The organism is Paenarthrobacter sp. TAF1, assembly GCF_052113825.1.
Classification (GTDB): domain Bacteria; phylum Actinomycetota; class Actinomycetes; order Actinomycetales; family Micrococcaceae; genus Arthrobacter; species Arthrobacter nicotinovorans.
Genome location: NZ_JBFRDO010000029.1, coordinates 1 through 23,780, shown reverse-complemented (window position 1 = coordinate 23,780; position 23,780 = coordinate 1). Strand labels below are relative to the sequence as shown.

Annotated in this window: 23 protein-coding genes and 1 pseudogene; 16 read left to right on the top strand and 8 right to left on the bottom strand. The window is 63.2% G+C overall.

All coding sequences use genetic code 11. From position 1 onward, the window contains the following. Nucleotides 1–18 precede the first annotated feature (18 nt). Both AB4Y81_RS20675 and AB4Y81_RS20670 read left to right on the top strand, forming a co-directional pair. Entirely contained in the window at nucleotides 19–960 is a 942-nt protein-coding gene (locus tag AB4Y81_RS20675; protein WP_441996811.1) for a TAXI family TRAP transporter solute-binding subunit, read from the top strand. A 43-nt stretch (nucleotides 961–1,003) separates the two neighbouring features. After that, a complete protein-coding gene (locus AB4Y81_RS20670; RefSeq protein WP_441996809.1) occupies nucleotides 1,004–1,840 on the top strand; it encodes a hydroxymethylpyrimidine/phosphomethylpyrimidine kinase in 837 nt (278 codons plus the stop codon). A 107-nt stretch (nucleotides 1,841–1,947) separates the two neighbouring features. Here the strand turns inward: AB4Y81_RS20670 and AB4Y81_RS20665 are convergent, their stop codons facing one another. Next, nucleotides 1,948–2,877 carry a cytochrome b/b6 domain-containing protein gene (locus tag AB4Y81_RS20665; RefSeq protein ID WP_441996807.1) on the bottom strand — a complete coding sequence of 310 codons (930 nt, stop codon included), beginning with the start codon at nucleotides 2,875–2,877 and terminating at the stop codon, nucleotides 1,948–1,950. A 302-nt stretch (nucleotides 2,878–3,179) separates the two neighbouring features. Here AB4Y81_RS20665 and AB4Y81_RS20660 point away from each other — a divergent pair, with 302 nt between their 5' ends. After that, nucleotides 3,180–3,794, top strand: coding sequence for a TetR/AcrR family transcriptional regulator (locus tag AB4Y81_RS20660; RefSeq protein ID WP_079581581.1), 615 nt, complete (start codon nucleotides 3,180–3,182; stop codon nucleotides 3,792–3,794). Between the two features lie 10 nt (nucleotides 3,795–3,804). Here AB4Y81_RS20660 and AB4Y81_RS20655 read toward each other — a convergent pair whose 3' ends face one another. After that, the gene (locus tag AB4Y81_RS20655; RefSeq protein ID WP_079581582.1) at nucleotides 3,805–4,053 is read right to left on the bottom strand and encodes a hypothetical protein; all 249 of its coding nucleotides are present in this window, start codon (nucleotides 4,051–4,053) and stop codon (nucleotides 3,805–3,807) included. A 164-nt stretch (nucleotides 4,054–4,217) separates the two neighbouring features. Here AB4Y81_RS20655 and AB4Y81_RS20650 point away from each other — a divergent pair, with 164 nt between their 5' ends. Further along, nucleotides 4,218–4,991: an SAM-dependent methyltransferase gene (locus AB4Y81_RS20650; protein WP_441996804.1), complete on the top strand. Its 774-nt coding sequence runs from the start codon at nucleotides 4,218–4,220 to the stop codon at nucleotides 4,989–4,991. Nucleotides 4,992–5,263: 272 nt separating this feature from the next. Here AB4Y81_RS20650 and AB4Y81_RS20645 read toward each other — a convergent pair whose 3' ends face one another. From AB4Y81_RS20645 to AB4Y81_RS20635, 3 genes are all read right to left on the bottom strand, one after another. Continuing rightward, nucleotides 5,264–5,605: a hypothetical protein gene (locus AB4Y81_RS20645; RefSeq protein ID WP_441996802.1), complete on the bottom strand. Its 342-nt coding sequence runs from the start codon at nucleotides 5,603–5,605 to the stop codon at nucleotides 5,264–5,266. A gap of 429 nt (nucleotides 5,606–6,034) precedes the next feature. Next, nucleotides 6,035–6,433 (bottom strand): hypothetical protein, encoded by a 399-nt coding sequence (locus AB4Y81_RS20640; RefSeq protein ID WP_441996800.1) that lies wholly within the window; start codon nucleotides 6,431–6,433, stop codon nucleotides 6,035–6,037. Between the two features lie 14 nt (nucleotides 6,434–6,447). Continuing rightward, nucleotides 6,448–6,588 (bottom strand): hypothetical protein, encoded by a 141-nt coding sequence (locus AB4Y81_RS20635; RefSeq protein WP_156524766.1) that lies wholly within the window; start codon nucleotides 6,586–6,588, stop codon nucleotides 6,448–6,450. Nucleotides 6,589–6,899: 311 nt separating this feature from the next. Here AB4Y81_RS20635 and AB4Y81_RS20630 point away from each other — a divergent pair, with 311 nt between their 5' ends. Further along, complete coding sequence (locus tag AB4Y81_RS20630; protein ID WP_441996798.1) at nucleotides 6,900–7,193, top strand: hypothetical protein; 294 nt, start codon at nucleotides 6,900–6,902, stop codon at nucleotides 7,191–7,193. A 242-nt stretch (nucleotides 7,194–7,435) separates the two neighbouring features. On the opposite strand, the gene AB4Y81_RS20625 is transcribed toward AB4Y81_RS20630, so the two are convergent. Beyond that, nucleotides 7,436–8,950 carry an XRE family transcriptional regulator gene (locus AB4Y81_RS20625; RefSeq protein ID WP_020608529.1) on the bottom strand — a complete coding sequence of 505 codons (1,515 nt, stop codon included), beginning with the start codon at nucleotides 8,948–8,950 and terminating at the stop codon, nucleotides 7,436–7,438. A 143-nt stretch (nucleotides 8,951–9,093) separates the two neighbouring features. Here AB4Y81_RS20625 and aceA point away from each other — a divergent pair, with 143 nt between their 5' ends. Together aceA and aceB are read left to right on the top strand one after the other, a co-directional pair. Then, entirely contained in the window at nucleotides 9,094–10,410 is a 1,317-nt protein-coding gene (gene aceA / locus AB4Y81_RS20620; protein ID WP_018778036.1) for an isocitrate lyase, read from the top strand. 251 nt (nucleotides 10,411–10,661) lie between these two features. Continuing rightward, complete coding sequence (gene aceB, locus AB4Y81_RS20615) at nucleotides 10,662–12,314, top strand: malate synthase A (RefSeq protein ID WP_039239644.1); 1,653 nt, start codon at nucleotides 10,662–10,664, stop codon at nucleotides 12,312–12,314. 232 nt (nucleotides 12,315–12,546) lie between these two features. Here the strand turns inward: aceB and AB4Y81_RS20610 are convergent, their stop codons facing one another. Beyond that, nucleotides 12,547–13,740, bottom strand: coding sequence for an MFS transporter (locus tag AB4Y81_RS20610; RefSeq protein ID WP_441996795.1), 1,194 nt, complete (start codon nucleotides 13,738–13,740; stop codon nucleotides 12,547–12,549). An 85-nt stretch (nucleotides 13,741–13,825) separates the two neighbouring features. Next, nucleotides 13,826–15,043 (bottom strand): ROK family transcriptional regulator, encoded by a 1,218-nt coding sequence (locus AB4Y81_RS20605; protein WP_441996793.1) that lies wholly within the window; start codon nucleotides 15,041–15,043, stop codon nucleotides 13,826–13,828. 201 nt (nucleotides 15,044–15,244) lie between these two features. Here AB4Y81_RS20605 and AB4Y81_RS20600 point away from each other — a divergent pair, with 201 nt between their 5' ends. The 9 genes and pseudogenes from AB4Y81_RS20600 to AB4Y81_RS20560 form a co-directional block, all read left to right on the top strand. Further along, the gene (locus AB4Y81_RS20600) at nucleotides 15,245–16,336 is read left to right on the top strand and encodes a Gfo/Idh/MocA family protein (RefSeq protein ID WP_441996791.1); all 1,092 of its coding nucleotides are present in this window, start codon (nucleotides 15,245–15,247) and stop codon (nucleotides 16,334–16,336) included. Beyond that, nucleotides 16,333–17,145, top strand: coding sequence for a hypothetical protein (locus AB4Y81_RS20595; protein ID WP_441996789.1), 813 nt, complete (start codon nucleotides 16,333–16,335; stop codon nucleotides 17,143–17,145). Before AB4Y81_RS20600 ends, AB4Y81_RS20595 begins: the two co-directional genes overlap by 4 nt. Before the next feature lie 109 nt (nucleotides 17,146–17,254). After that, nucleotides 17,255–18,583, top strand: coding sequence for an ABC transporter substrate-binding protein (locus AB4Y81_RS20590; protein WP_018778042.1), 1,329 nt, complete (start codon nucleotides 17,255–17,257; stop codon nucleotides 18,581–18,583). Nucleotides 18,584–18,598: 15 nt separating this feature from the next. Next, entirely contained in the window at nucleotides 18,599–19,561 is a 963-nt protein-coding gene (locus AB4Y81_RS20585) for a carbohydrate ABC transporter permease (protein WP_018778043.1), read from the top strand. After that, entirely contained in the window at nucleotides 19,561–20,454 is an 894-nt protein-coding gene (locus AB4Y81_RS20580; protein ID WP_018778044.1) for a carbohydrate ABC transporter permease, read from the top strand. The genes AB4Y81_RS20585 and AB4Y81_RS20580 overlap by 1 nt, the downstream gene beginning before the upstream one ends. A 56-nt stretch (nucleotides 20,455–20,510) precedes the next feature. Then, complete coding sequence (locus AB4Y81_RS20575; protein ID WP_018778045.1) at nucleotides 20,511–21,257, top strand: sugar phosphate isomerase/epimerase family protein; 747 nt, start codon at nucleotides 20,511–20,513, stop codon at nucleotides 21,255–21,257. Further along, nucleotides 21,254–22,375, top strand: a complete 1,122-nt coding sequence (locus AB4Y81_RS20570) for a Gfo/Idh/MocA family protein (protein WP_055976951.1) — start codon at nucleotides 21,254–21,256, stop codon at nucleotides 22,373–22,375. Before AB4Y81_RS20575 ends, AB4Y81_RS20570 begins: the two co-directional genes overlap by 4 nt. Before the next feature lie 28 nt (nucleotides 22,376–22,403). Then, nucleotides 22,404–23,621: a Gfo/Idh/MocA family protein gene (locus AB4Y81_RS20565; protein ID WP_018778047.1), complete on the top strand. Its 1,218-nt coding sequence runs from the start codon at nucleotides 22,404–22,406 to the stop codon at nucleotides 23,619–23,621. Between the two features lies 1 nt (nucleotide 23,622). After that, nucleotides 23,623–23,780, top strand: a pseudogene (locus AB4Y81_RS20560) (sugar phosphate isomerase/epimerase); the annotation flags it as partial.

Here is a 23,780-nt window from a genome sequence, read left to right as displayed (position 1 = left end):
GTGACGCGAAGGAATGCCATGAGGGCAGCTGTGTCGTTCGGCCTGCTGGCGTCAACGGCTGGCTGCTCCGCGGAGGAACGGCCGCAGGAACTCACGGTGGCCGGTGGCGAATCGGGCGGCTTCTACCTTGAGTTCGCCACCCTCCTGGCGGACCTGCTGCAACGGGAACGGATCGCCGACAAGGCGCGGGCACTGACCACCGGCGGGAGCCTTGAGAACATCCAGCGGGTGCTGTCCGGCGAGGCGACCTTCGCCGTCGCCCTCGCCGATGCGGCAGCCCAACCCGCCGCGAACAGCCACAGCGAAGGACGCCTGAGGGCTTTGGGGAAGGTCTATCAGAACTACGTGCACTGCATTGTGCGGGAGGACAGTTCGATCCGGTCCTTATCGGACCTCGCCGGCAAGACCGCGGGGGTGGGCGAAGTCGGTTCGGGGACCACCCTCACCGCCGGAAGGATCATCGCCGCAGCGGGGCTGGCACCGCAGTCCGCCACGCCGGACCGGGCCTTGAAACAGGTCAACCTCGGCTTGAACCAGGCGATCGCGGCCCTTGCCGACGGTTCGATCGACGTCATGATCCAGTCCGGAGGGGTCCCGACGGCGCCGATCGCCGCGGCTGCGCAGGACCTTCGCGTGCGGCTTCTTGATCTCTCCGAACTGATTCCGGCAACGCGAGCACAGTCAGGCTTCTTCTACGACCGGGTCCTCATCCCCGCCAACAGTTACGGGGACGCGCCCGCCGTCTGGACGGTGGGGGTCGCCAACCTTCTCCTGTGCCGGAGCGATCTTGCCGACCACGTTGTCCGGCAGACCGTCGAACTCCTGGTGGAGCAGGCCCAGGACCTGGTTCCTAAGTCCAGCGCAGGGGTCCAGTTCCTCAGTCCCGAAACGCTGATCAACACTGCCGGAGTGCCGCTGCATCCAGCCGCTGAGGCCGCTTACCGGGCGTTGCACGGCTAGCCCCGTTTAGGAGTCAAACCGGAGCAACTGCCAAAATGAAGTCATGACTTCTGCCGTTGCCCCTGCCATTGCCCTGACCATCGCCGGCTCCGAAGCGACCGGTGGCGCCGGCGCCCAGGCCGACCTCAAGACCTTCCAGGAACTCGGAGTGTTCGGCATCGCGAACCTCACGTGCATCGTTTCCTTCAACCCGAAGGACAACTGGAACCACCGCTTCGTGCCGGTGGACCAGCAGGTCATCGCGGACCAACTGGAAGCCACGACGGCGGCATACGGCGCCGCTTCCGGCGCACCGTCGGTTCTGGATACCGTGAAGATCGGCATGCTTGGAAGCCCGGCAACCATCAGCACGGTGGAGAAGGCTTTGACGGACGGCTCGTTCAAGCACGTGGTGCTGGATCCGGTGTTGATCTGCAAGGGCCAGGAACCGGGCCACGCGCTGGACACCGACCAGGCTTTGAAGGCACAAATCCTGCCGCTGGCTACCTTCGTGACGCCGAACCATTTTGAAGCCGAGTCGCTGTCCGGGCTCACCATCACGGACGAAGAATCGCTGAAGGCTGCTGCCATCCGCATCCACGAAATCAGCGGCGCGGCAGTCCTCGCCAAAGGTGGGGTGCGGCTGGAAGGCCCGGACGCCGTCGACGTCTACTACGACGGCGACACGCTGGAAGTCCTGCGGGCCCCGAAGGTGGGCGAGGTTGCCGTGTCGGGCGCCGGTTGCTCGCTTGCCGCTGCTGTGACCGCGGAGTTGGCAAAGGGCGCAACCCCGGTGGAAGCAGCCCGTACGGCCAAGGCTTTCGTGACGGCGGGTATCAAGAACCGTGTGGCCTCGGGGGCGCCGTTTGATGCCCTGTGGCAGGGCGGCGCGCTGAGCTAGCGCCTCCTGCGTGCGAGAGGCTGGCGCCTGCGTACGAAAGCCAAGCGCCTGCGCGCGAAAGAGCCGCCCTGGAAAGCCTTCCGGGGCGGCTCTTCTTTTGCAGGCGCTTAGCGCGAGACTTTGCCCATGAGCGAGGCAATAGGTCGCAGGAACAGTGGCCTGGCAAGGAACCAAGCGGCCGCCGTGAACACGATCGATGCTGCGAAGATGGCGAATCCCCACCAGCTGTAATCGTTGTTCGAGGCGTACATGTGGTTGAGATTCTTCAACGCACCGGTGGCCAGCACCAGGGTTACGTGGACGATGACGAAGGCTACGAAGTAGATCATCACCGGGAAGTGGATCTTGCGGGCCAGTTCGATCGGGTAGAACTTGTTGATCGCGGCTTTCTTGGGCCATGCCCCAGACATCCGGATACCCGTGATGATGGCCAGCGGGGCGGCGATAAAGACGGTGATGAAGTACGTCAGCAGCTGGAGGCTGTTGTAGTTGTTCCAGCCGTTTTCCACCGGCCAGTTCAGGGAGGCGTACTGCAGGCCGGCCGAGACGGCGTTCGGGAAGACGTCCCAGTTGGTGGGAACAATCCTCAACCATTGGCCGGTGGCGAAGAGGAGCACGATGAAGATGATGCCGTTCAAAACCCAGAGGGCGTCCAGCGTCAGGTGGAACCAAAGGTCCAAACTAATTTTGGCGGGTGGGTTCTTTGTCTTGATGAGGCCCTTGTTGTTCCGGGTCCAGTACGCCGGCGGGCGAGTGGTGGTGCGCACCTGCCAGCCAGAACGGATGATCAAAACGATGAAGAACATATTGAGGAAGTGCTGCCAGCCAAGCCAGGCCGGGAACCCCGTGGGCGTGCCGTCGGGGATTGCGGAATGGCCGGGGTAGTCCGTCAGGAACTGCTGGACCGGCTGAAGGGTCCGAAGCCATTGCGCAACGAGCACGAGGATCAGTGCCACCACCAAAGCTCCTGCGGTGACGACGACGGGCTTGAACCACCTGTTCGACGTGATCCCGGACGACTTGCTTGAAACGGACATCAGGCCGCGTTCCTCTCTGGCTTGGTTGGCTGCGACCAGTTGGCGCTATATAGCGATTCAACCAGTTGCAGCCCGACGGTGAAAACGGCGCCCGGGTTTCGGGGCGTCCGACGTCAAAAATCGCAGCATTCGGATACATGCCGCAATATGTATTTCTAGAACAGACTTCCAGAATTATTTCCTTTCACTCACTGGTCCGTCAAGGTTCGCTGTTCGCTATGTGGATTATTCCGGGGGTAGGATTCCAGAAAATAGGCAGTAGACACACCGGTCTTCGTTCTGACTGAGGGAGGAGCCCCACGATGGTCCGCAAGACCTCCGAAGTTGCCAGCAACGCGGGCTCCTGGCAGTGGACCCGGACGGCGGCTACGCAGCGCACCTTGCTGGACGCGGCGGCCGGGGTATTCGTGGAACATGGATTCACCAATGCCAGCATCTCGGACATTGTTTCCCGCGCAGGATCGAGCGTAGGCAGCCTCTACCACCACTTCGGCGGCAAGACCGAGCTGTTCCTTGCCCTGTGGAACGACTACCAGAATGAACATGAGCGACTGGTGGCTTCTGCAGTGGCCAAGGCACGCAAGGCAGGCGAGACAGACCCGCTGGCACTGTTCAACGTGGGCAGCCGCAGCTACTTCGACTACACCTGGAAGCACCGGGAACTGGAGAGGGTGTTCATTGAGGGCGACACTCCCCCGGGCTTCGAGGTTTTGCGGCGCGAGCGCGGACGCGAATGGGTCCGGCAGAACTCGGTCCTGCTTGGCGCCAGCGACGACACCCTCGGTCGATTGACGGTAGCGGTGATCACGGACATCGTGACTGTTTCGGGGCAGGAAGTGGCGTTGAGTACCTCAAAGCGTGAGGCGGACGAGGTTGTGGGTGCGGCGGCCAAGCTGGTGGGCCGGCTGGTCCGCTGAGGCTCGGCCCTTAGTTGCCGTGAACGGCTTCCTCGGCAGCTCGCCTCGACCTGGTGATGGCCAATCCCACGACGCTACCTGCGGCGGCGAGGAAGAAGACCAGAACCAGCAGCGGTCCCGTCATCCCCGGGAAGAGCGGGCTACCACCCGTCAGGAAAATCGAGGCCAACAAACCCACCATCGACAGGCCGAATACGAGCGCCAGTGCTCTCTGCAGGCGGCTTTGCCTCATCAACGGTGACTCGCTTGTAGTGGCCATAAGTGGAGTCTATCCGGCTTCTCCACGGGTAGCTGCTCTGGGGTAGTTGACGTCGCTGTACAGCGACAGAGGGGATTCTCCATGGATTCCTCACCCCGCAGCCAACTGGAGTGCAGTGCGAGTAGACAAGCAGTGGCTTCGGTGAGTCGTGAGAACATCATTGAGTGACCGACAGTACTTCGCTTAAACTGCCGCCCCTGTACGAGTCCCTGACCTGGCTTACCCCGCTCTCTGAAGAACGTGCTGCACACCTTGTGGCATTCCTGACCGACCCGGCGCCGGCTGAGGTTCTGGACATGGGGTGCGGATGGGGTGAACTGCTTCTTCGTGTCTTGGACTCGGCCCCGCAGGCTCGTGGACGCGGAGTGGACAGTGCTTCCGTGTTCATCAACCGGGCCAGGCAACAAGCCTTGGCTCGTGCACTGCTTGAGAGAGTGACTTTTGATTCGGTGCCCGGGCTGGAAGCCCAGGATCGCCCCGCAGACGCGGTCATCTGCATCGGTGCGAGCCAGATCTGGGGACCGCCGGTAGAGGACGCGCAGCCGCTTGACTACGCCGCAGCCCTGCGGGCCCTTCGGGCTTTGGTGCTTCCCGGCGGAAGGCTCGTCTATGGCGAGGCAATCTGGTCAGCAGCACCTCATCCCGCCGCCACCGCACCACTCGCTGGGCGTGATGACGAGTACCTGACAGAACATGCGCTACGCGATCAGATTAGCGCTGCTGGTTTCGAGGTAGTGGACCACGACCAGGCAAGCGTTCAGGAGTGGGACGTCTTTGAGGCCGGGTATCGCGACAGGTTCACCCGCTGGCTGGAAGCACATGATGCCGACCACCCCGCGGCAGAGCACGTCCGCGCGAGACATGAGGAACAGCGCGCTGCATATGAAGAAGGCTACCGGGGCGTACTCGGGATGGCGTATTTCTGCTTACGGGGTTAGAAGTCCAGCAGACTGATGAGCAAGTCCATGCGTTCTGTGGCGGGAAGATCATCGACCGGATCTTGCCCAATCATCGATAACAGGGTCTGAGTTCATCCGTGCGGCCGCTGACCTGTCAGGCGTCCAAGTCCATGTATGGATGCCCGTCGATTACTGGCGCAACGTATCGATACCTGATCATGCAGTCCACGAGTAAGTATTCCTGGAGCCTCCAGCGATAGCATGCCGCATTCGACGCCCCGCCCCGGTGAAGATTCCGGGTGTGCAATGATTCAGGTCATGGGGAACACGTTGAAGACGTTCTTCTTACGCTTCACGCCCCAGAGGCGCACTGATCCGTCCGCCCTCATAACAGCCACAGACTCTTGTACTTTCAAGATGTCAACGTCTTTTGGGTAGTCCTCTTTGGTGTGCGCGGCAAACTCTGCGGCGAATCGCTGGTTGATGAGGGGTACAAGCTCTTTCTGCTTCCGCCACCCGTAAATGGAAAATGCCACGAACAGCGCGAATGAGATGAGCCTTAGGCTGAACCACGGAAGGTCCGGGACATCCGAACCCCCGAAAGAATCGATACCCCACAGAATCCAGAACACCAGGAAGGAAGCTGTGGCCAAGGTGCTGGCCGTTCTCGTTCTTTTAGCCTCGGGAAAGGCAACTGTAAAAGCGGTGTTGCCTTCATTCATAAGACGCCCCCGTATCGCCAAAAGACTCTGACGATAGAGTAACGCGGCGGGAGCCGGAATGCAGCACAGCTTGTCTACGCCCAGCTAGACGTGGTCACTTGGCCGCATCCCGGCCGGTAGATGCGTCCACGGGACGATCTTTCACCGGACGCCGGGAGCCCCGTTGAGTGTTGTGCCTGACTCCAGCTGGGGAACGCTTTCGTCGTGGAGGATCACCGCAACGACGGTCTCGGTAGCATGCTCCGCAACGGGATCCTTCACCGTGCACCTTCCTACTGCCTCGTTGTGCAGTTTTTTCCAGGCTTCGATGAAGTCCGCGATCAAGTTTTGCCCACCCGACGCTTCCCTTAGCAGACGCCTTTAGATCCACCGGCCCTCTGCCAGGTCAGACCAGAACTCGATGCGATGCGGGGATGATTCTCGGTCAGCAGTGTTGAAGAACTCTCTTTGAAAGTAGGAGGCGAGATCGCTGCCGTAGTAGATGACATCAGTTTGATACACGGAAAAAACCGGGCTGCCGGCGGGTGCAGGAGCTGCGGGCATGAAACGGTGCGAATAGATCGGGACGAGGACAGGCACCGTGCGCAATCGCTGACGTGCCGCTGGGAGGGCTTCCTCAACTTCGGTTGGCCGCTCGCCCCATTCCTCAGGCCAGAAAGCACTCTCCCGAACGTCAAACAACACGCCGTCGCGCGGCCAGTCGAGCCTCTTCTGAATTCCGACGGGGTCGCCCAGCCAATCAACCCAGCCAGGGCCCATAGGCATCGCCAGACTCAAAACCGCGCATGATCAGGACTGAACTCGAACGAGAACTGCTCTTCAACATCCTCGAGCTGCCATGGCGATAAGCCCGGAGCCAGAGGAACCTTGGCCGCATAAAGCACCTCTAGGGCTTCTTCAACAAGAGAACTCACGCAATAAATCTAGCCGGAGGGTTACTCGTTCGAGCTCAACACGTCACGCTGCCAGTCGTGGTTCGAGTGCCGTCATGTATCTAGAAATTACTGCGACGGACTTCCGGAATGTCCACGGCAGTAATGCTCGCGTAAGCATCGGTCCCTTAACGGACGCCGAGAAGTGTGAATGACTTCCAGCCAGTTGGGATGATTTCCGCGGTTAGTGGACCGAAGGGGGAACTTCCGTGGTGTCGCAGGATTAAATACGCGAAGCGCTCTATGACCTCATACAGTTGCGTCGTCCATTAGCCGAGTTGTCAGCTCGATTGTTGACGTTTGAATGGTCCTCCCAAGAGGAGCTAGCCACTGCTTTCGCTCAGGATATCGGCCACGCCCTTGACGAATTCTGGGCCGGGAAGATCAGTGCAGATGATCTTTGCGCATGGGCGGAAAAGCTGCAGGAACGCGAAGATATTGCACTGAACCCGCAGGAACGCGATTTCTTGGCAGATGCACTCTTCCAGCTGTCCACGCCCGAGCTTTGCGGTCCCGCCGATGACGTGGGCTTACCACGTCTTCACACGTTCAGCAGCGGGACCACCGCGAACCTGGTGCGCGATTGATCAAAAGCTGGTCACCCTGCCACCTCTTTAGCATTGAGGACAAACCATTCCAACTAGTCGCCCGCATGGCAGCGGAGACTCCGATTCCGAACGCTGCTGAGCAAGCGTCACACCCAAACACACGGAACGTGAGCAAGCGTCACACCCAAACACACGGAACGTGAGCAAGCGTCACACCCAAACACACGGAACGTGAGCAAGCGTCACACCCAAACACGCGGGACGTGATAGAGCGTGGGACGTCAGCGCTCGGAGTGCGCCGCCAGGAAGGAGTAGACCTCGGTCTCGTCCACGCCCGGGAACGCGCCCGGAGGCATGGCGGCAAGCAGGTGCGAGTGGGCCCGGGCGGAAGGCCATGCGTTGCCGGCCCACTCGTTCGCCAGCGAGGCAGGCGGCCGCTTGCAGCAGTTCGGGTCCGGGCAGTTGGATGTGGCACGGGCAGTCGTTTCCCGGCCGCGGAACCACTTCACGTGCTGGTAGGGCACCCCGATGCTCAAAGAAAATTCACCGGCTGCCGAGCGCTCCGTCCGGGCCGTGCACCAGTACGTGCCCGACGGCGTATCCGTGTACTGGCTGTAGGCGCTGAACTTGTCCGGCACATCGAAAACGGCCCGGGATGTCCACGCTTTGCACGACGGTTGGCCCTCGATCGCCCCGGTGTGGTCCTGCGGGAAGGTCACGCCATCGTTCTCGTAGGCCTTGTAGATGATGCCCGACTGGTGGGTCTTCTGAAAGTGTGTGGTGATGCCCAGGTGCTTGGTGGCCAGGTTCGTGAACCGGTGCGCGGCGGTCTCGTAGGACACAGCGAAGGCGTCGCGGATGTCCTCCACAGCGATTTCCTTGGCGGCCTTGGCCTTTTGGAGGAACTCCACCGTGGCCTGCTCCGGCAGCAGCAATGCCGCAGCGAAGTAGTTGGTGGCCACCCGCTGCGCCAGGAAGTCCCCATAATTCCGCGGAGTTTCATGCCCCAGGACATAGTGACCCAGCGCCTGAAGCAGGACTGAGCGGGGATCGTGATCCTGGCGCTGGTTCTGCGTCAGATAAATTCTGCGGTTCTTCAAATCGGTCACGGACCGCGTCGAGTGCGGCAGATCGCCCACGTGATGGAGGGAGAAACCAAGGTTCTCGGCGATGTCAGCAATGACGTGCTGGCTGAGCGGACCGGTGGTGTACCCGACCCCTTTGAGGACCTTCTGTGCCTCGGCTTCATACTCGGGGAAATAGTTACCGCGCTCACGCATCATGGCACGCAACTCGCCGTTCGCGCGGCGGGCCTCTTCCGGCGTCGCGACTTGCTCGTTGAGTTTGCGTTCGAGTTCCTGAAGCAGCCCCACCTGCGACTCCAGAACATCCAGCGGAAGCCGCGAGCTGATGCGGATTTTGGGCAGGTTCAGCGACTCGTAGAGCGGTCCGCGCTGGTACCGTTCCAGCTCGATTTCCAGGGCCGCGCGACGGCTCGGCGGCTCCGCCCCGAGCAGTTGGTCGATGCTCACGTTGAGGGACGCAGCGAGCTGCTGAAGCAGCCCCAGTTTGGGTTCGCGCTTGCCGTTTTCGATCAGGCTCAGCTGGCTTGGCGCGGTCCCGACGGCGGCACTCAGGTCATCGAGCGTCAGCCCCGCCTGCTTGCGCAGATGGCGCACGCGGCGGCCAAGGCTGATGACGTCCAGTTCTGGGGACGCAGGGGACAACGACGGCGACGCGACTTCGCGATTCCAGCTCACAGGCGACATTTCTTGAGAATACGCGAAGAAGTGCATTTCTTTCCATAGTTTTCCTCTAGCAACCCTCTTGGAAGTGCAGAAAAGTAGGTCTTACGAAAAAGAAATACAGACCCGGATAAGCCGGCCGATGCAGCAAAGGTGCAGCGGAGGCCGGCCCGGGCACCACAGAGGAGATCAAGATGACCGCTTCATTTGAACCCGCAGAGCAGTCCGCAGAGCAGCAGGCAGCAGCGCTGGAACTCGAATGGTCCGCCAACCCGCGGTGGGAAGGCGTCACCCGTGATTACTCGGCTTCCGACGTTGTCCGCCTCCGTGGCCGCGTCTCCGAAGAGCACACCCTGGCCCGTCGCGGTTCCGAGAAGCTTTGGAAGCAGCTCACCGAGGAAGCTCCCACCGGTGGCTACACCAACGCCCTGGGCGCACTGACCGGTAACCAGGCTGTGCAGCAGGTCAAGGCCGGCCTCCGCGCCATCTACCTCTCCGGCTGGCAGGTGGCCGCCGACGCCAACCTGTCGGGCCAGACCTACCCGGACCAGTCCCTGTACCCGGCCAACTCGGTGCCGCAGGTTGTCCGCCGCATCAACAACGCGCTGCTCCGTGCGGACCAGATCGAGTATGCCGAAGGCGTCAAGACCGTCGAAGACTGGCTGGTCCCGATCGTCGCCGACGCCGAAGCAGGCTTTGGTGGCCCGCTGAACGCCTACGAGCTCATGAAATCCATGATTACCGCAGGTGCCTCGGGCGTTCACTGGGAAGACCAGCTCGCTTCGGAAAAGAAGTGCGGCCACCTGGGCGGCAAGGTGCTGATCCCCACCCAGCAGCACATCCGGACCCTGAACGCAGCCCGCCTGGCAGCCGACGTCGCCGGTACCCCGACAGTGGTCATCGCCCGCACCGACGCCGAAGCAGCAACCCTGATCACCTCCGACGTCGACGAGCGGGACCAGGAATTCATCACCGGTGAACGTACCGCGGAGGGCTTCTACAAAGTCCGCAACGGCATCGAACCCTGCATCGCCCGTGCCAAGGCCTACGCACCGTACTCCGACCTCATCTGGATGGAGACCGGCACCCCGGACCTGGAGCTGGCCCGGAAGTTCGCCGAATCGGTCAAGGCCGAGTTCCCGGACCAGATGCTCTCCTACAACTGCTCCCCGTCCTTCAACTGGCGCAAGCACCTGGACGACACCACGATCGCCAAGTTCCAGCGCGAACTCGGTGCCATGGGCTTCACGTTCCAGTTCATCACTTTGGCCGGCTTCCACGCCCTGAACTACTCGATGTTCGACCTCGCCCACGGTTACGCCCGTGAAGGCATGAGCGCCTACGTCGAGCTCCAGGAGAAGGAATTCGCCTCCGAGTCCCGCGGCTACACCGCCACCAAGCACCAGCGCGAAGTCGGCACCGGCTACTTCGACGACATCGCAACCGCGCTCAACCCGAACGCATCCACCCTCGCACTGGTCGGATCGACCGAAGAGGGCCAATTCCACTAAACCAAACGCCCAAAGGTGAGCTGTTCGCTGCGCTCACCGGAAGGCACGACGGCGATTGTCGCCTCCGGCCTGCGGACCGGTACCGCTCTGCCTGCTATTCCCCACGTCCCGGTTTCGACCTCGCTGAGCGAGGACGGACCGGGATGCAGGGCCCCTTTTACGCAGGCTGCCGCGGCACCGGCTCCTTGGCCTAGTGCCCACGCGACCCAAGCACCGCCGTCGAACATTTGCTTCTCATAGGAGAGATTGAAATGAACAGCTTCACTGACAACTTCACTATCAATGGCATCACTTTGACCGCTCAGCCCATTTGCCGGCAGAACGAGGTCCTCACGCCGGACGCTTTGGAGTTCATCGGCCAACTGCACCGGGCTACGGCTGATCGTCGTCAGGAGCTGATGCAGGCGCGGCATGCCCGCCGCAACCAGATTTCCGGTGGCCAGGATCCGCGGTTCCTGCCGCAGACCGAGGCCATCCGGAACGACCCGTCCTGGCGGGTCGCTCCCCCGGCACCGGGTTTGGAGGACCGCCGTGTTGAGATCACGGGTCCGGTGGACAAGAAGATGACCATCAACGCGCTGAACTCCGGTGCGAAGGTGTGGCTGGCCGACATGGAGGACTCCTCCACGCCGACGTGGCGCAACGTCATCCAGGGCCAGCTGAACCTGACCGACGCGTTGGAGCGCCGGATCGATTTCACCTCTCCCGAGGGCAAGGAATACAAGCTCAAGGCGGCCGAGGATCTGCCCACCATCGTGGTCCGTCCCCGTGGCTGGCACCTGCCGGAGAAGCACATGCTGATTGACGGCAAACCCATCGCCGGCGGAATCGTGGACTTCGGACTGTTCTTCTTCCACAACGCCCGCCGCTTGCTGGCGCAGGGCAAAGGCCCATACTTCTACCTGCCCAAGATCGAGAACCACCTCGAGGCACGGCTGTGGAACGACATCTTTGTCCTGGCCCAGGATCTGCTCGGCATCCCGCAGGGCACCATCCGCGCCACGGTGTTGATCGAGACCATCACGGCAGCGTTCGAGATGGAAGAGATCCTCTACGAACTGCGGGACCACGCAGCTGGTTTGAACGCTGGCCGCTGGGACTACATTTTCTCCCTGATCAAGAACTTCCGGACCCGCGGACCGCGTTTTGTGCTCCCGGACCGCGGCCAGGTGACCATGACCCAGCCGTTCATGCGGGCCTACACCGAGCAACTGGTCCGGGCCTGCCACCGCCGCGGTGCCATGGCGATCGGTGGCATGGCTGCCGCTGTTCCCAACCGCAAGGACGAGGCCGCCAACACCGCCTCGTTCGAGAAGGTCCGTGCGGACAAGACCCGTGAAGCCAACGACGGTTTCGACGGCTCCTGGGTTGCCCACCCGGACCTGGTGCCGGTGTGCCGCGAAGTGTTCGACTCAGTTCTCGGAGACCGCCCCAACCAGCTGGACCGTTCCCGCGAGGACGTCACCCCGGATGACCGTGCGCTGATCGACATCTCCACCACCGAGGGCACCATCACGGAGGCCGGGGTACGCCTGAACATCGAGGTAGGCATCCGCTATATCGAGTCCTGGCTGCGGGGCAACGGCGCTGTCGCCATCCACAACCTCATGGAGGACGCCGCCACCGCCGAAATTTCGCGGTCCCAGCTGTGGCAGTGGATCCACTCCCACGCCATCACTGACCAGGGCGACATCATCAGCCGTGAATGGGTAGAGGACATGTTGGACGAGGAATTCGCCCGCCTGGAACGCTTCGATGGGGATCGCTTTGCAGATGCCCGCGCCATCTTCGAGGAAGTCACCCTGGCTGAGGAATTCCCCACCTTCCTGACCATCCCCGCCTACGCCCGTTTCCTCACCGAGGCCCGTGAAGAGGCCACGGAAGAGGAACTCGTCGCCGCCTAGCTGCACTGTACTGGTCGTCGACACGCCAAGCCCCGACGCTGGGCTGCCTGCACTCTTCGCAACAAGTGACCCCGATGGTCGGGGAGGCAGCCCAGCAACGGGGCTTTTCCATGCTCAAGGCCCTCCGGATTCGATGGTTCGCTGCACACCATGCCGTGCGCACGGCATCCTGTGCAGCGAACCCCCGAATCAGCCGCTGGAGGGGCCCAGCGGCCCGGAGCGGCCCGGCCCCTTAGCGCTGCCGGGCAACCCAGCGCACGGACAACGTCGTGCACACACAGAACGCGAGCACCGATCCGAGGATCACGAAGAGCGGAACCGTCCAGCCGTCGGTAAGACTGTGCACATATCCGACAACGGTGGGCGCCAGGGCAGCAAAACAGTAGCCAACACCCTGGACCACGGCGGACATCTTCCCTGCGGCGGCCTGCGAGCGGGCGAACTTGATGATCGCAATGAAAATCACCGTGATTCCACCACCTTGGGCAACGCCTCCCAGCGAGGACCACAACCACCAGAAGCCCGGGGCCAGCAACAAGCCAACGGGAACGGTCAGCCACATCGCACTCAAGGTGACCGCAACCGTCGTCGTACTGGTGAAACGGGCCAGGAGCGGAACGCCCAGGCCGCCCACAATCGCGAAGATCTGGAAGAGCGAGGAGCCCGCGCCGGCCTCGGCCGTGCCCATGGCGAGTTCGTCGGACAGGAAGCTTGGCAGCCACGCGGTGACGCCGTAATAGGAGAACGCCTGGCCGGCGAAGCCGAGCGTCAGGCCGACGGTCAACCAGCCCACCCCCGCAACGGGTCCCGAACCTGAAGGCACGGCAGCCTCAACCGCGGCTGGGACAAAGGCCCGGCGCGTACCCACTGTGGGCACCCAGAACAGGATTGCCGCCAAGGCCAGCAGCGCGCTGCAGGCCAAGGAAAGCCGCCACCCCACCAGCTCGGCCAGCGGAGCCGTGGCCACTGAGGTGAGGAACGAACCGATGTTCAGGGCCGCGGTGTAGACGCCCATCGCTGTCGCTTGCCGGCGGGGAGCGAAGTCGCGGCGGATGATCAGCGGCACGGCGATGTTGCCGATGGTGATGGCCACGCCAATGACCACTGTGCCGGCCATGACCAGGGCTCCACCGCCGCTGGAACGGATCACCACACCGGCCAGCACGCCGAGCAACGTGAGCATGACGGCGAATTCGGCGCCCAGTCGGCGTCCGGCCAACGAAGCCAACGGCGAAGCCAGGGAGAAGCAGAGCACGGGGATGCCTGTCAGCAGTCCGAGTTCAACCGGGGAGAAGCCAAGGTCCTGTCGGAGCAGATCCACTACGGGCGCCACGGCGACGAACGGTCCGCGCATGTTCAAGGCAATCAGCCCTATGCAGGCGAGGATCAGCCAGCCTCGGGGAACTTTGGCGAGGAACTGGCTCATGGTGCGGACCGGAAAGGGACAGGAAGCGTTTTCATCAGTTTCATTGCTATCACGCCCCCGGCCGCCCCACGGCATCCATGAAGGCCTAGCCCGTCGCTTGGAGTGTGGCCTCAATCACCGAAGGCGAGAGAACGTACTGGGTCACCATCTGGCTGGCACCCAGGATCGCGGAGCGGTCTCCGGCCATGGAAATGCCGATCCGAAGATGCGTGGTGGCCAACGGCAACGACCGCCGATAGACCACTTCGCGGATTCCGGCCACGAGGTGTTCGCCGGCCTCTCCCACGCTGCCGCCAATGATGATCATGGAGGGGTTGAGCAGGTTGACCACGGTTGCCAGGACATCTCCGACATCGCGTCCGGCCTGTCGCAGCGCCTGGATAGCCTGGAGGTTTCCCTCGCCCACGAGCCGCAGGACATCGGCGCCGTTGGTGGCTTCCAGCCCCTGCGTTTGCAGTTGATGCGCGACGGCGGGACCGGAGGCGAGCGCTTCAAGGCACCCGTAGTTGCCGCAGCGGCAGAGGACGTCGTCGCCACGTGGCACCCGGACGTGGCCGAGGTCGCCGGCGGTGCCGTTGGCACCCCGCTGCAGCTCACCACTGCTGATGATGCCCGCACCGATGCCGGTGGCCACCTTGATGAACAGGAAGTTGTCGTGGTCCGGCCAGTAGGCGGTCCGCTCCCCCAGGGCCATGATGTTGACGTCGTTGTCCACCAGTACGGGAACAGGCAGCGAGCGCTGAACGTAAGTGACGACGTCGAATCCGTCCCAGCCCGGCATGATCGGCGGCTTCACGGGCCGCCCGGTGTCATGCTCCACGGGCCCGGGGAGGCCGATGCCTATCCCGGCGAGGTCGCCCGGTTCCCGTCCGGCTTCGGCAAGYAGCTCCCGGCCTGCTGAAACCACGCGGCCCAGCACTACCTCGGGACCGTCGGCGACTTCCTGTCCCAGCCGGCGCTCCGCCAGGATGCTGCCCCCGAGGTCGGTGACGGCAACAATCACGTGGGTCGCTCCGACGTCGACCGCCAGCACGACGCGCGCGGCCGGGTTGAAGGCAAAGCGCGACGGCGGCCTGCCGCCGCTGGAGCTTGCCTCACCGGCCGGGCCGACCAGCCCGGAGTTGATCAGGGCGTCGATGCGGGAAGCCACGGTTGAGCGGGCAAGTCCGGTGGTGAGGGCAAGTTCGGCGCGTGTCCGGGCTTGGCCGTCGCGGAGAAGTTGGAAGAGATCGCCAGCGCGCGACAGGTTGCCGGCCTCTAAGACCATGGTGTTTCCGGCGTCGTTTCCGGGTGCTGGAGTCATGCATTTAGTGAAGCACGATTGCTTATGCATGTCATGCAATGAAAGTTTGTCGGCCATATTTCAACTTTTGCTTGACGATCGACAAAAGTCCCCCTAGGTTGTGATGAGCAGCACATCACGACGCTCGATGTCAGGGATCCACAGCATCGATCCCTCCCGTTCCGCTCATGCGCCAGTCCGCTTACGAAGAGGTAACTGAACTTGTCCAGCCCTACAGACGCCACCCAAATCCTGGGTGTTGGCATCCTCGGCGCCGGCCCGGTCACCCAGGCCATCCACCTGCCATCCTTGGCGCGTTTGAACCACATCCTGGCTGTCCGCCACATCATGGATGTCGACCCCAAGGTGGCTGAGTCCGTTGCCGCCCGCGTTGGCGCCACCCACAGCACCAGCATCGACGCCCTTCTGGGTGACCCGGACGTGGACATCGTGGCCATCTGCAGCCCCCACCAGTTCCACGCCGAGCAGGTCATCGCAGCATGCCACGCCGGCAAGAAGGCTGTCCTTTGCGAGAAGCCCTTCGCCATGAACGCCGAAGAAGCTGCCCGCATCTCCGCCGTCAGCGCGGCAACCGGAGTACCGATCATCGTGGGCGCCATGCACACCTTCGATCCCGGCTGGCTCGCCGCCCGGAACAACTGGGGCGAACTTCCGGAGAAGGCACACACGATCCGTTCCTCCATCGTCCTCCCGCCCAACTCACGGTTTGAGGACTTTGCCACCGAGATCATCACCCGTCCCGCCGGCGGTGCCCCCGACTACTCGGACCCCGAGGTCATCAAAGGCGCACTCCGCGGCGGGGTCATGGGGCTCGCCATCCACGACCTCCCCTTGATCCGCAGGTTCACGCCGGACTTCAAGGACATCGAAGTGCTTGAAGCACGCCATGTCCGCCCGTTCGGCTACGTCATCTCCCTCCGGACCCCCACCCGGACCATTGAGCTCCGCGCAGCCATGAACAACACCTGGAAGCCCGAATGGAGCTTCGAAGCCCTGTCCGACGACGAGTCCCTCCGCATCGACTTCACCCCGTCGTACGTCCAGGCCGGCTCAGCGGTGGCAACGTTCTCCCGCGGGTCGCAGAAAACCATCCTTGGCCCCTTTGAGCACAACGGCTACGAAGGAGAGTGGCGCGAACTCGCGGCCCTCGCCGCCGGCACCAAGCAGCCGCCGTCTGCCCAAACCCTGATTGACGACCTCACGTTCGCGCTGGACATCGCCGAGGCCACGGTGTCCACCCTTGATCGCCGGACGGCAGTACAGCCCGCAGTCGCCGAAGGAGTCCACGCATGAGCGCCGCCGCCTTCGAGCAGTACACAGTCCAGGCCACACCCGAGGCGCAGAAAGCAGGCGCCGTTGCCTTGGCAGTGGCTTCCCTGCCCGAATCATTCGGCCCGGCCGTAGATGAGAACAGCGCCGACGTCCAGGTCATCGCCGGACAGCCCGACTGGACCCGGCACGCCGTAGAAGCCATCAGTGCGGGAGCCCGCGGCATCGTGGTGGTCAACCCTTCACCCGAAAACGTCAACGAGCTCACAGAGACGGCAGCACGGCACAATTCGGCCGTGGTCCTCGACCAACGTTGGGCGTCCAACCCGGCCACCGCGGCAGCCGAGGACGCAGTCCGGTCCATGGCCGGCCGCGCCGTAGTCCTCGACGTCGTCGCCACCGCTCCGGTGGGAACAGACAGCGGCGCGTTGCTCGCGGACCAACTTGCCGCCGTCGTGCGTCTCGCCGGACCGCTGGGAAACCTCAGGCTCCTGGACCGCAGGCCGCACGGCTACACCGCGACGGCGGTACTCGCCAACGGCGCACCGGTGGCCCTGCAGGGCATCCTTTCCAACGCCCGGCCCGCAAGCGTCACCATCACCATGCTGACAGACGACGGCGGCGCCGCCGTTTCGCTGCCGGATCCGGTGGCTGCCTGGCCGGCCACCGTGAAAGTCACCGGTCCGCACGGTGAACTGCTTCTGCCAACGATCTACGAATCCGCTCACCGCGCCACCTGGCGCCGGCTCAAGGAACACCTCGACGCCGGCACCCTCCCCTCGGATCTGCAGCAGTTCGCTGCGGTTTCGGAATCCATCGCAACCCTCACCTGAAACACCAGCACCTCCGTTCCACCAGCCATTCAGTATCCGTTGCCCTACTCAAAGTTGAGCTGGACCGGCAAACCAACGCACAGCGTCGCCGGTCCCGAAAGGAATCACTATGAATGTTCAGTCCGCAGCCACCCGGTCCTTCTCCCGCCGCAATTTCCTCGGCCTGTCCGCAGCGGCCGCTTCCGTGCCGCTGCTGGCAGCCTGCGGCGGAGGCTCGGCTACCCAGGGCGGAGGTGGCGGCGCTGGTGGAACGGTCAAGTTCTGGGACATGCCGTGGGCCACCCCCGCCTACAACGAATCCGCCAAGAAGATCGCAGAAGGCTTCTCCGGCGCGAACAACGCCAAGGCCAACTACCAGATCATCCAGTGGAACAACTTCTACCAGACGTTCTCCTCGGCCATCGCTTCCAAGACCGGCCCGGCCGTTTCCACCGGCGGCGGCTTCCAGGCCTTCCAGTTCGAGCAGCAGGGCCAGATCGCGTACGCCGACAAAGTCATTGAAAAGCTGAAGTCCAACGGTCAGTTCGATGACTTCCTGCCCGGCGTGCTGGACCCGTTCAAGTCCGACAAGGGATACGTCGCCGTGCCGTGGCAGTTGGACATGCGCGTGTTCTGGTACCGGAAGTCCCTGTTCGAGAAGGCGGGCGTGTCGCTGCCCACCGACTGGCCGTCCCTGCTTGAAGCCGGCAAGGCGCTGAAGAAGGTCGGCGCGTTCGGCTTCGCCACGGGCGCCGGTTCGGGCAACAACTACGGCAACCACTCGATGATCATGATGATGGTCAACAACGGCGGCGGTGTCTGGAACAAGGACGGCGAGCTGGACCTCCTGAACGACCGCAACGTGGAAGCCATCGAATTCGTCCGCGAGCTTGTCTCCAACGGCATCGTGGATCCCGCAGCCGTCAGCTACACAACGGACAACATGTCAGCACAGTGGAAGGACGGCAAGGCCGGCTTCGGCCTGTTCCAGGTCAACGTTCCGCAACGCGTCGGCGACACCTCCGGAGACCTGCTGGTGGCCGACCCCATCACCGGTCCCCACGGTGACAAGGCAACCATCGTGTTCCCGAACAACATCATGATGTACAAGAACACCCCGTCGCAGGAAGCCTCGGAAGAGTTCCTTGTGTACTACCTCGGCCAGCTCAAGGAACTGTGGAAGCAGAAGCTCATGTCCGCACTGCCCGTCTTCAAGTCGATCACCGAGCTGCCCGAGTTTGCCGACGACCCCAACAACGTCAAGATCGTCAAGGACTGGCAGCCGATCGCCAAGACCTTCGCCGCCCAGGGCAGCACGCTCAACGCAAACCTCGCAGCCCTTGACGGCGGCCAGGCGCTGAACCAGTTCAGCCAGTCGATCCTTACCGGCCAGGCAGCTGATGCCAAGAGCGCCCTGCAGGCCTTCCAGTCCGGCCTCGAATCGGTCTTGAAGAAGTAGAACGGTACCTCTGCCATGTCATCAACTACTGCAACATCGGGCCTGTCCCGGGCCCGCCGGGGAGTGGCCCCCGGCGGCTCGGGGGCCGGCCCCGGCAAACGCAAGAGCAAACTCAGCGCGCAGACCACCCGTACTTTCTTCTGGCTGTTGCTGCCTTCGGTGGTGCTGCTGGTCCTGATCCACGGCTACCCGCTGATCCACGCCGCGGTACAGGCCACCCACGACGGCGACCTCCTCCAGACCGGCAACTTCGTGGGCGGCGAGAACTTCGCCAGCGTCCTGTCCTCCCCGGCGTTCTGGAAAGCTGCACAGTTCACGCTCTGGTTCACGATTGTCGGAGTCTTCGGCTCCTGGCTGGTAGGACTGGGCCTGGCCCTGCTGCTGCGGACCAGGATCCCCGCAGGCAATACCTTCAAGGTCCTCTTGCTCCTGCCGTGGGTCGTGCCGATCGTCGTCTCCTCCACCGCCTGGAACTGGTTGGTGGCCACCCCCGACAGCCTGATCCCGTCGATCTTCCGCGGGCTGGGACTGGGGACCCCGCTTTTCCTGGCCGACCCCACACTGGCATCCATCACCGTGATGGTGTTCAAGGTCTGGGTCTCTTTCCCCTTCATGATGATGATGATCTCCGCGGCCCTGGCCTCGGTGGACACCACCGTCTACGAAGCAGCCAGCATGGACGGCGCCTCCAAGTGGCAGCAGTTCACGCAGATCACGCTCCCGCTGATCGCCCGCTCCACGTACATCTCCTGGATTCTCATGACGATCTTCTGCGTCAATGACTTCCCGACCATCTACCTGCTCACCGGCGGCGGTCCCGTCAGTGCCACCACCTCCTTGGTGGTCCTTGCCTACCGCACGGTCTTCCAGGACTTCGCCACCGGCCCCGGCGTCGCCATCGCCTTCCTGATGACCATGACCCTGGTGGTCATTTCCGTCATCCTGTACCGCCAGATCCGAAAGTCGAGCGTCGAATAATGAGCACAGTACTTCACGCCCACCCCGAATCCGGTCCCGCCCTGGGTATCACCGATTCCGGAAAAACCCGCCGGGTGCTCTCGGAAGCCGGTATGCGCGGACGCTGGTGGAGGTTCGCCCTGATCCTGGCCATCACGGTGATCGTCCTGGTCCCCATCATGGTCACTGTGGTCCTGGCCTTCACTCCCGGAGCCAACAGCACCGCCACCGGCTTCACGTTCGAGAACCTGGCCAACGTGTTCAACGGGACGCTCGCCGCCACCTGGCTCCAGAACAGCCTGGTCACCACACTGTCCACGGTCCTGGTTTCGGTCGCGGTGGCCGCTCCCGCTGGCTACGTCCTCTCCCGCGGACGTTCCAAGGCCGTGTCCGGTTACTCACTGCTCCTGTTCGTCATGCAGTCCCTGCCGATCATCACCTCCGTGGTCCCCCTCTTCATCCTCTTCGCTGCCATGGGACTGGTGGACAACCTCCTGGGCATCACCATCATCTACGTCGGTTCCACCATGACCGTGGCTACCTGGATGATGGCCGCCTACTTCGACTCCATCCCCATCAGCCTCGAAGAAGCCTCCTGGATCGATGGCTGCTCAGTCTTCGGATCCTTCACCAAGGTGGTGCTCCGCAACTCGCTGCCGGGCATCCTCTCCACCGCGATCTTCGCCTTCCTGCTCGCCTGGAACGACTACCTGGTAGCCATCGTGTTCCTCCGTTCCAACGAGATCTTCACCCTGCCCATGGGTGTCCAATCCTTCTTCCAGCAAAACGCCACTGACTGGACATCCGTCATGGCCCTGGCCGTGGTCATGATGCTGCCGCCGATCATTGTTTTCGCCACCCTGAACAAGTACTTCAGCGTCGGCGGAATCGGCGGCTCCCTGGCCGGCCGCTGATTAGACTGGCGCCAAGTCCCCGAACTCCCGGAAAACCACTCCCGAAAAGGAAACCCATGTCTTACTCTCTCCAGCTGTACACCCTCCGCAACGCCATCCAGGAGGACCTGCCTGGAACCATCAGGAAGGTCGCTGAGATCGGCTACACGCAGGTGGAGCCCTACAACTTCGTGGCCACAGCTTCGGAACTCGGCAAGGCTTTGAAGGAGAACGGCCTGACCGCTCCGTCCGGTCACGCCCCGCTCCTGTCACAGGACCAGGACGAAATTTTCGCTGCCGCCAAAGAGCTGGGCATCACCACCGTCATCGATCCGTTCCTCCCGGCTGAACACTGGCAGGATGCGGAAACCATCCAGGGCACGGCAGCCAAGCTCAACGCCGCCGCGAAGAAGGGCGCCGAGTACGGCATCCGGGTTGGTTACCACAACCACGCCTGGGAGCTGCAGTCCACCATCGAAGGCACCACTGCGCTTGAATACTTCGAAGGACTGCTGGATCCGGAACTCGTCCTCGAGGTAGACACGTACTGGGCAGCCGTCGGAGGCCAGGACCCCGTCGAATTGCTGGCCCGCCTGGGTGACCGGGTCAAGCTCATCCACATCAAGGACGGCCCGGGCAACACAGACACCAAGGCCCAGCAGCCCGCCGGCCAGGGCACCATTCCGGTGCTGGATGTCATCGCAGCTGCCAAGTCCCTGGAAGTGGGCGTGGTGGAGTTCGACGATTATTCGGGCGACATCTTCCAGGGCATCACGGAGAGCCTCGCATTCCTCAACGCAGAATCGGCAGGGGCCAAGGCATGAGCTTCACACCCTCAACCCGCAAGGGCCCCGTAGGCGTCGCCGTCATCGGCGCGGGCAACATCAGCAAGCAGTACCTGGATAACCTCACCACCTTCCCGGACGTCAAGGTCCTGGTGATCGCCGACCTGTTCGAAGAGGCAGCCAAGGCCCGCGCCGAGGAATACGGGATCGCCGAGTTTGGCGCGCCGGAGCTGGCACTGAACCATCCCGACGTCGAAATCATTGTGAACCTGACCATTCCTGCGGCGCACGTCGAGGTAGCCACCGCTGCCGTCAATGCGGGCAAGCACGTATGGACTGAGAAGCCGTTCTCGCTGGACCGTGAATCCGGTCTGGGCCTCCTCAAGGCCGCAGATGCAGCGGGGATCCGCCTCGGAACCGCACCGGACACGTTCCTGGGTGCCGGCCTGCAGACCGCGCGCCGCATCATTGAACGCGGTGACATCGGCACGCCGCTGACCGGCATGACCACGTTCCAGACCCCGGGTCCGGAATCCTGGCACCCGAACCCGGCCTTCCTGTTCCAACACGGCGCCGGCCCGCTGTTCGACATGGGTCCGTACTACCTCACGGCCCTGATCCAGACCTTCGGCTCCGTCCGCAAGGTGGCCGCCGTCGGCTCCTCCGCCAAGGCCACCCGCGTCATCGGTTCCGGACCCAAGGCCGGCGAGGAGTTCGCCGTCGAGGTTCCCACGCATGTGTCCGCGATGGCGCAGTTCGAAGGCGGACAGTCCAGCCACAGCGTGTTCTCCTTCGAGTCGCCGCGCCTCCGGATGGGCTTCGTGGAAATCACCGGCACTGAGGCGACCCTCTCACTGCCGGACCCGAACTATTTCGACGGCGAGCTGAAGCTCTGGCGTCCAGGCGCGGAAGAACCCGAGATCATCGCCGCAACCGGCCCCGCCAACGGCCGCGGCCTGGGTGTGCTGGACATGGCCCGGGCGCTTCGGGCCGGAACTCCGCACCGAGCCACCGGCGATCTGGCCTACCACGTGTTGGACAGCATGGTCTCGATCGCCGAGTCCGTGGAATCGGGCACGTTCGTGGATGTCACCAGCAACGCGCCGGCCTCGGCGGCAGTCCCTGAGGACTGGGCTCCCGAAACCGCCACACTCTAAGTCCGCAGCAACAGCGAGGAACCTGACCATGAGCACGCCCACACACTCGTCCTTGCCTTCCGACAGGCTGGCTTCCCGCGAGGATAAGGCCCCCCTGGGGGTTGCCGCCATCGGCTATGCCTTCATGGGGAAGGCCCATTCGAATGCGTGGCGGAATGTGGCCAGTTTCTTCGACGTCCCGGCCTTCGAGCAGAAAGTGCTCGTTGGCCGGGACGCCACCCAGGTGGCCGAGGCCGCTGCCAAGTACGGCTGGGCCGAATCCGCCACCGACTGGCGCTCCGTGATTGAACGCGATGACATCCACATCATCGATATCTGCGCCCCGGGCTGGATGCACGCGGAAATCGCCATCGCCGCCCTTGAAGCGGGCAAACATGTGTTGGTGGAGAAGCCGCTGGCCAACACATTGGGTGAGGCCGAACTGATGACCGCCGCTGCCGCGAAAGCCCGCCAACGCGGAGTGCAGTCCATGATCGGCTTCAACTACCGCCGCGTCCCCGCCCTTGCACTGGCCCGCGAACTCATCGCCGAGGGCCGCCTCGGCACCGTCCGCCACGTCCGTGCCGCCTACCTCCAAGACTGGCTCTCCGACGCTCAATCCCCCATGACCTGGCGCCTCCGTAAGGAAACCGCCGGTTCCGGCGCGCTCGGCGACATCGCTTCGCACGCGATTGACCAGGTCCTGTTCCTTCTGGGCGATGCCGTTACCGAGGTCTCCGGCCGCCTGCAGACGTTCGTGGACCGACGCCCCGGAACCTCTGATCCCGCAAGCGCCATGGAGGATGTCACGGTCGACGACGCCGCCTGGGCAACGCTGACGCTCGCCTCCGGAGCAATCGCCTCCGTTGAAGTCAGTCGGGTGGCCACGGGCCAGAAGAACTCCCTCAAGCTCGAAATCTACGGAGACAAAGGCACCATCCTGTTTGACCTCGAGGCACTGAACGAACTCGGCTTCCTGGACGCCACCGTCCCGGTCCGGGAGCAGGGCTTCCGACGGATCCTGGTCAACGAGCCCGTTCACCCCTACCTTGAAGCATGGTGGCCGCAAGGCCACATCATCGGCTGGGAACACACCTTCACCCACCAGATCCGGGACTTCCTCCTTGCCGTTCGCGACGGCAGCCAGCCATCGCCGTCGTTCGAAGAGGGCCTGAACGTCCAGCACATCCTCGCCGCCGTGGAAGAGTCCGCAGCCGCCAAAAGCTCACTGATCCAGTTGCACGCAAACCCTACCGAAGGAGCCTGACATGCCCCGCCCGTACACCCTGTTCACCGGCCAGTGGGCCGACCTCCCCTTCGAGGAAGTCGCGCGCCTTGCCTCGGGCTGGGGCTACGACGGCCTGGAAATCGCCGTCTCCGGAGACCACCTGGACGCCTGGCGCTGGGACGAACCCGGCTACGTCGA

Coding starts and splice junctions, on each gene's coding strand:
- AB4Y81_RS20675 (WP_441996811.1), top strand. CDS start 19: ATGAGGGCAGCTGTGTCGTTCGGCCTGCTGGCGTCAACGGCTGGCTGC.
- AB4Y81_RS20670 (WP_441996809.1), top strand. CDS start 1,004: ATGACTTCTGCCGTTGCCCCTGCCATTGCCCTGACCATCGCCGGCTCC.
- AB4Y81_RS20665 (WP_441996807.1), bottom strand. CDS start 2,877: ATGTCCGTTTCAAGCAAGTCGTCCGGGATCACGTCGAACAGGTGGTTC.
- AB4Y81_RS20660 (WP_079581581.1), top strand. CDS start 3,180: ATGGTCCGCAAGACCTCCGAAGTTGCCAGCAACGCGGGCTCCTGGCAG.
- AB4Y81_RS20655 (WP_079581582.1), bottom strand. CDS start 4,053: ATGGCCACTACAAGCGAGTCACCGTTGATGAGGCAAAGCCGCCTGCAG.
- AB4Y81_RS20640 (WP_441996800.1), bottom strand. CDS start 6,433: ATGGGCCCTGGCTGGGTTGATTGGCTGGGCGACCCCGTCGGAATTCAG.
- AB4Y81_RS20625 (WP_020608529.1), bottom strand. CDS start 8,950: ATGCACTTCTTCGCGTATTCTCAAGAAATGTCGCCTGTGAGCTGGAAT.
- aceA (WP_018778036.1), top strand. CDS start 9,094: ATGACCGCTTCATTTGAACCCGCAGAGCAGTCCGCAGAGCAGCAGGCA.
- aceB (WP_039239644.1), top strand. CDS start 10,662: ATGAACAGCTTCACTGACAACTTCACTATCAATGGCATCACTTTGACC.
- AB4Y81_RS20610 (WP_441996795.1), bottom strand. CDS start 13,740: ATGAGCCAGTTCCTCGCCAAAGTTCCCCGAGGCTGGCTGATCCTCGCC.
- AB4Y81_RS20595 (WP_441996789.1), top strand. CDS start 16,333: ATGAGCGCCGCCGCCTTCGAGCAGTACACAGTCCAGGCCACACCCGAG.
- AB4Y81_RS20590 (WP_018778042.1), top strand. CDS start 17,255: ATGAATGTTCAGTCCGCAGCCACCCGGTCCTTCTCCCGCCGCAATTTC.
- AB4Y81_RS20585 (WP_018778043.1), top strand. CDS start 18,599: ATGTCATCAACTACTGCAACATCGGGCCTGTCCCGGGCCCGCCGGGGA.
- AB4Y81_RS20580 (WP_018778044.1), top strand. CDS start 19,561: ATGAGCACAGTACTTCACGCCCACCCCGAATCCGGTCCCGCCCTGGGT.
- AB4Y81_RS20575 (WP_018778045.1), top strand. CDS start 20,511: ATGTCTTACTCTCTCCAGCTGTACACCCTCCGCAACGCCATCCAGGAG.
- AB4Y81_RS20570 (WP_055976951.1), top strand. CDS start 21,254: ATGAGCTTCACACCCTCAACCCGCAAGGGCCCCGTAGGCGTCGCCGTC.
- AB4Y81_RS20565 (WP_018778047.1), top strand. CDS start 22,404: ATGAGCACGCCCACACACTCGTCCTTGCCTTCCGACAGGCTGGCTTCC.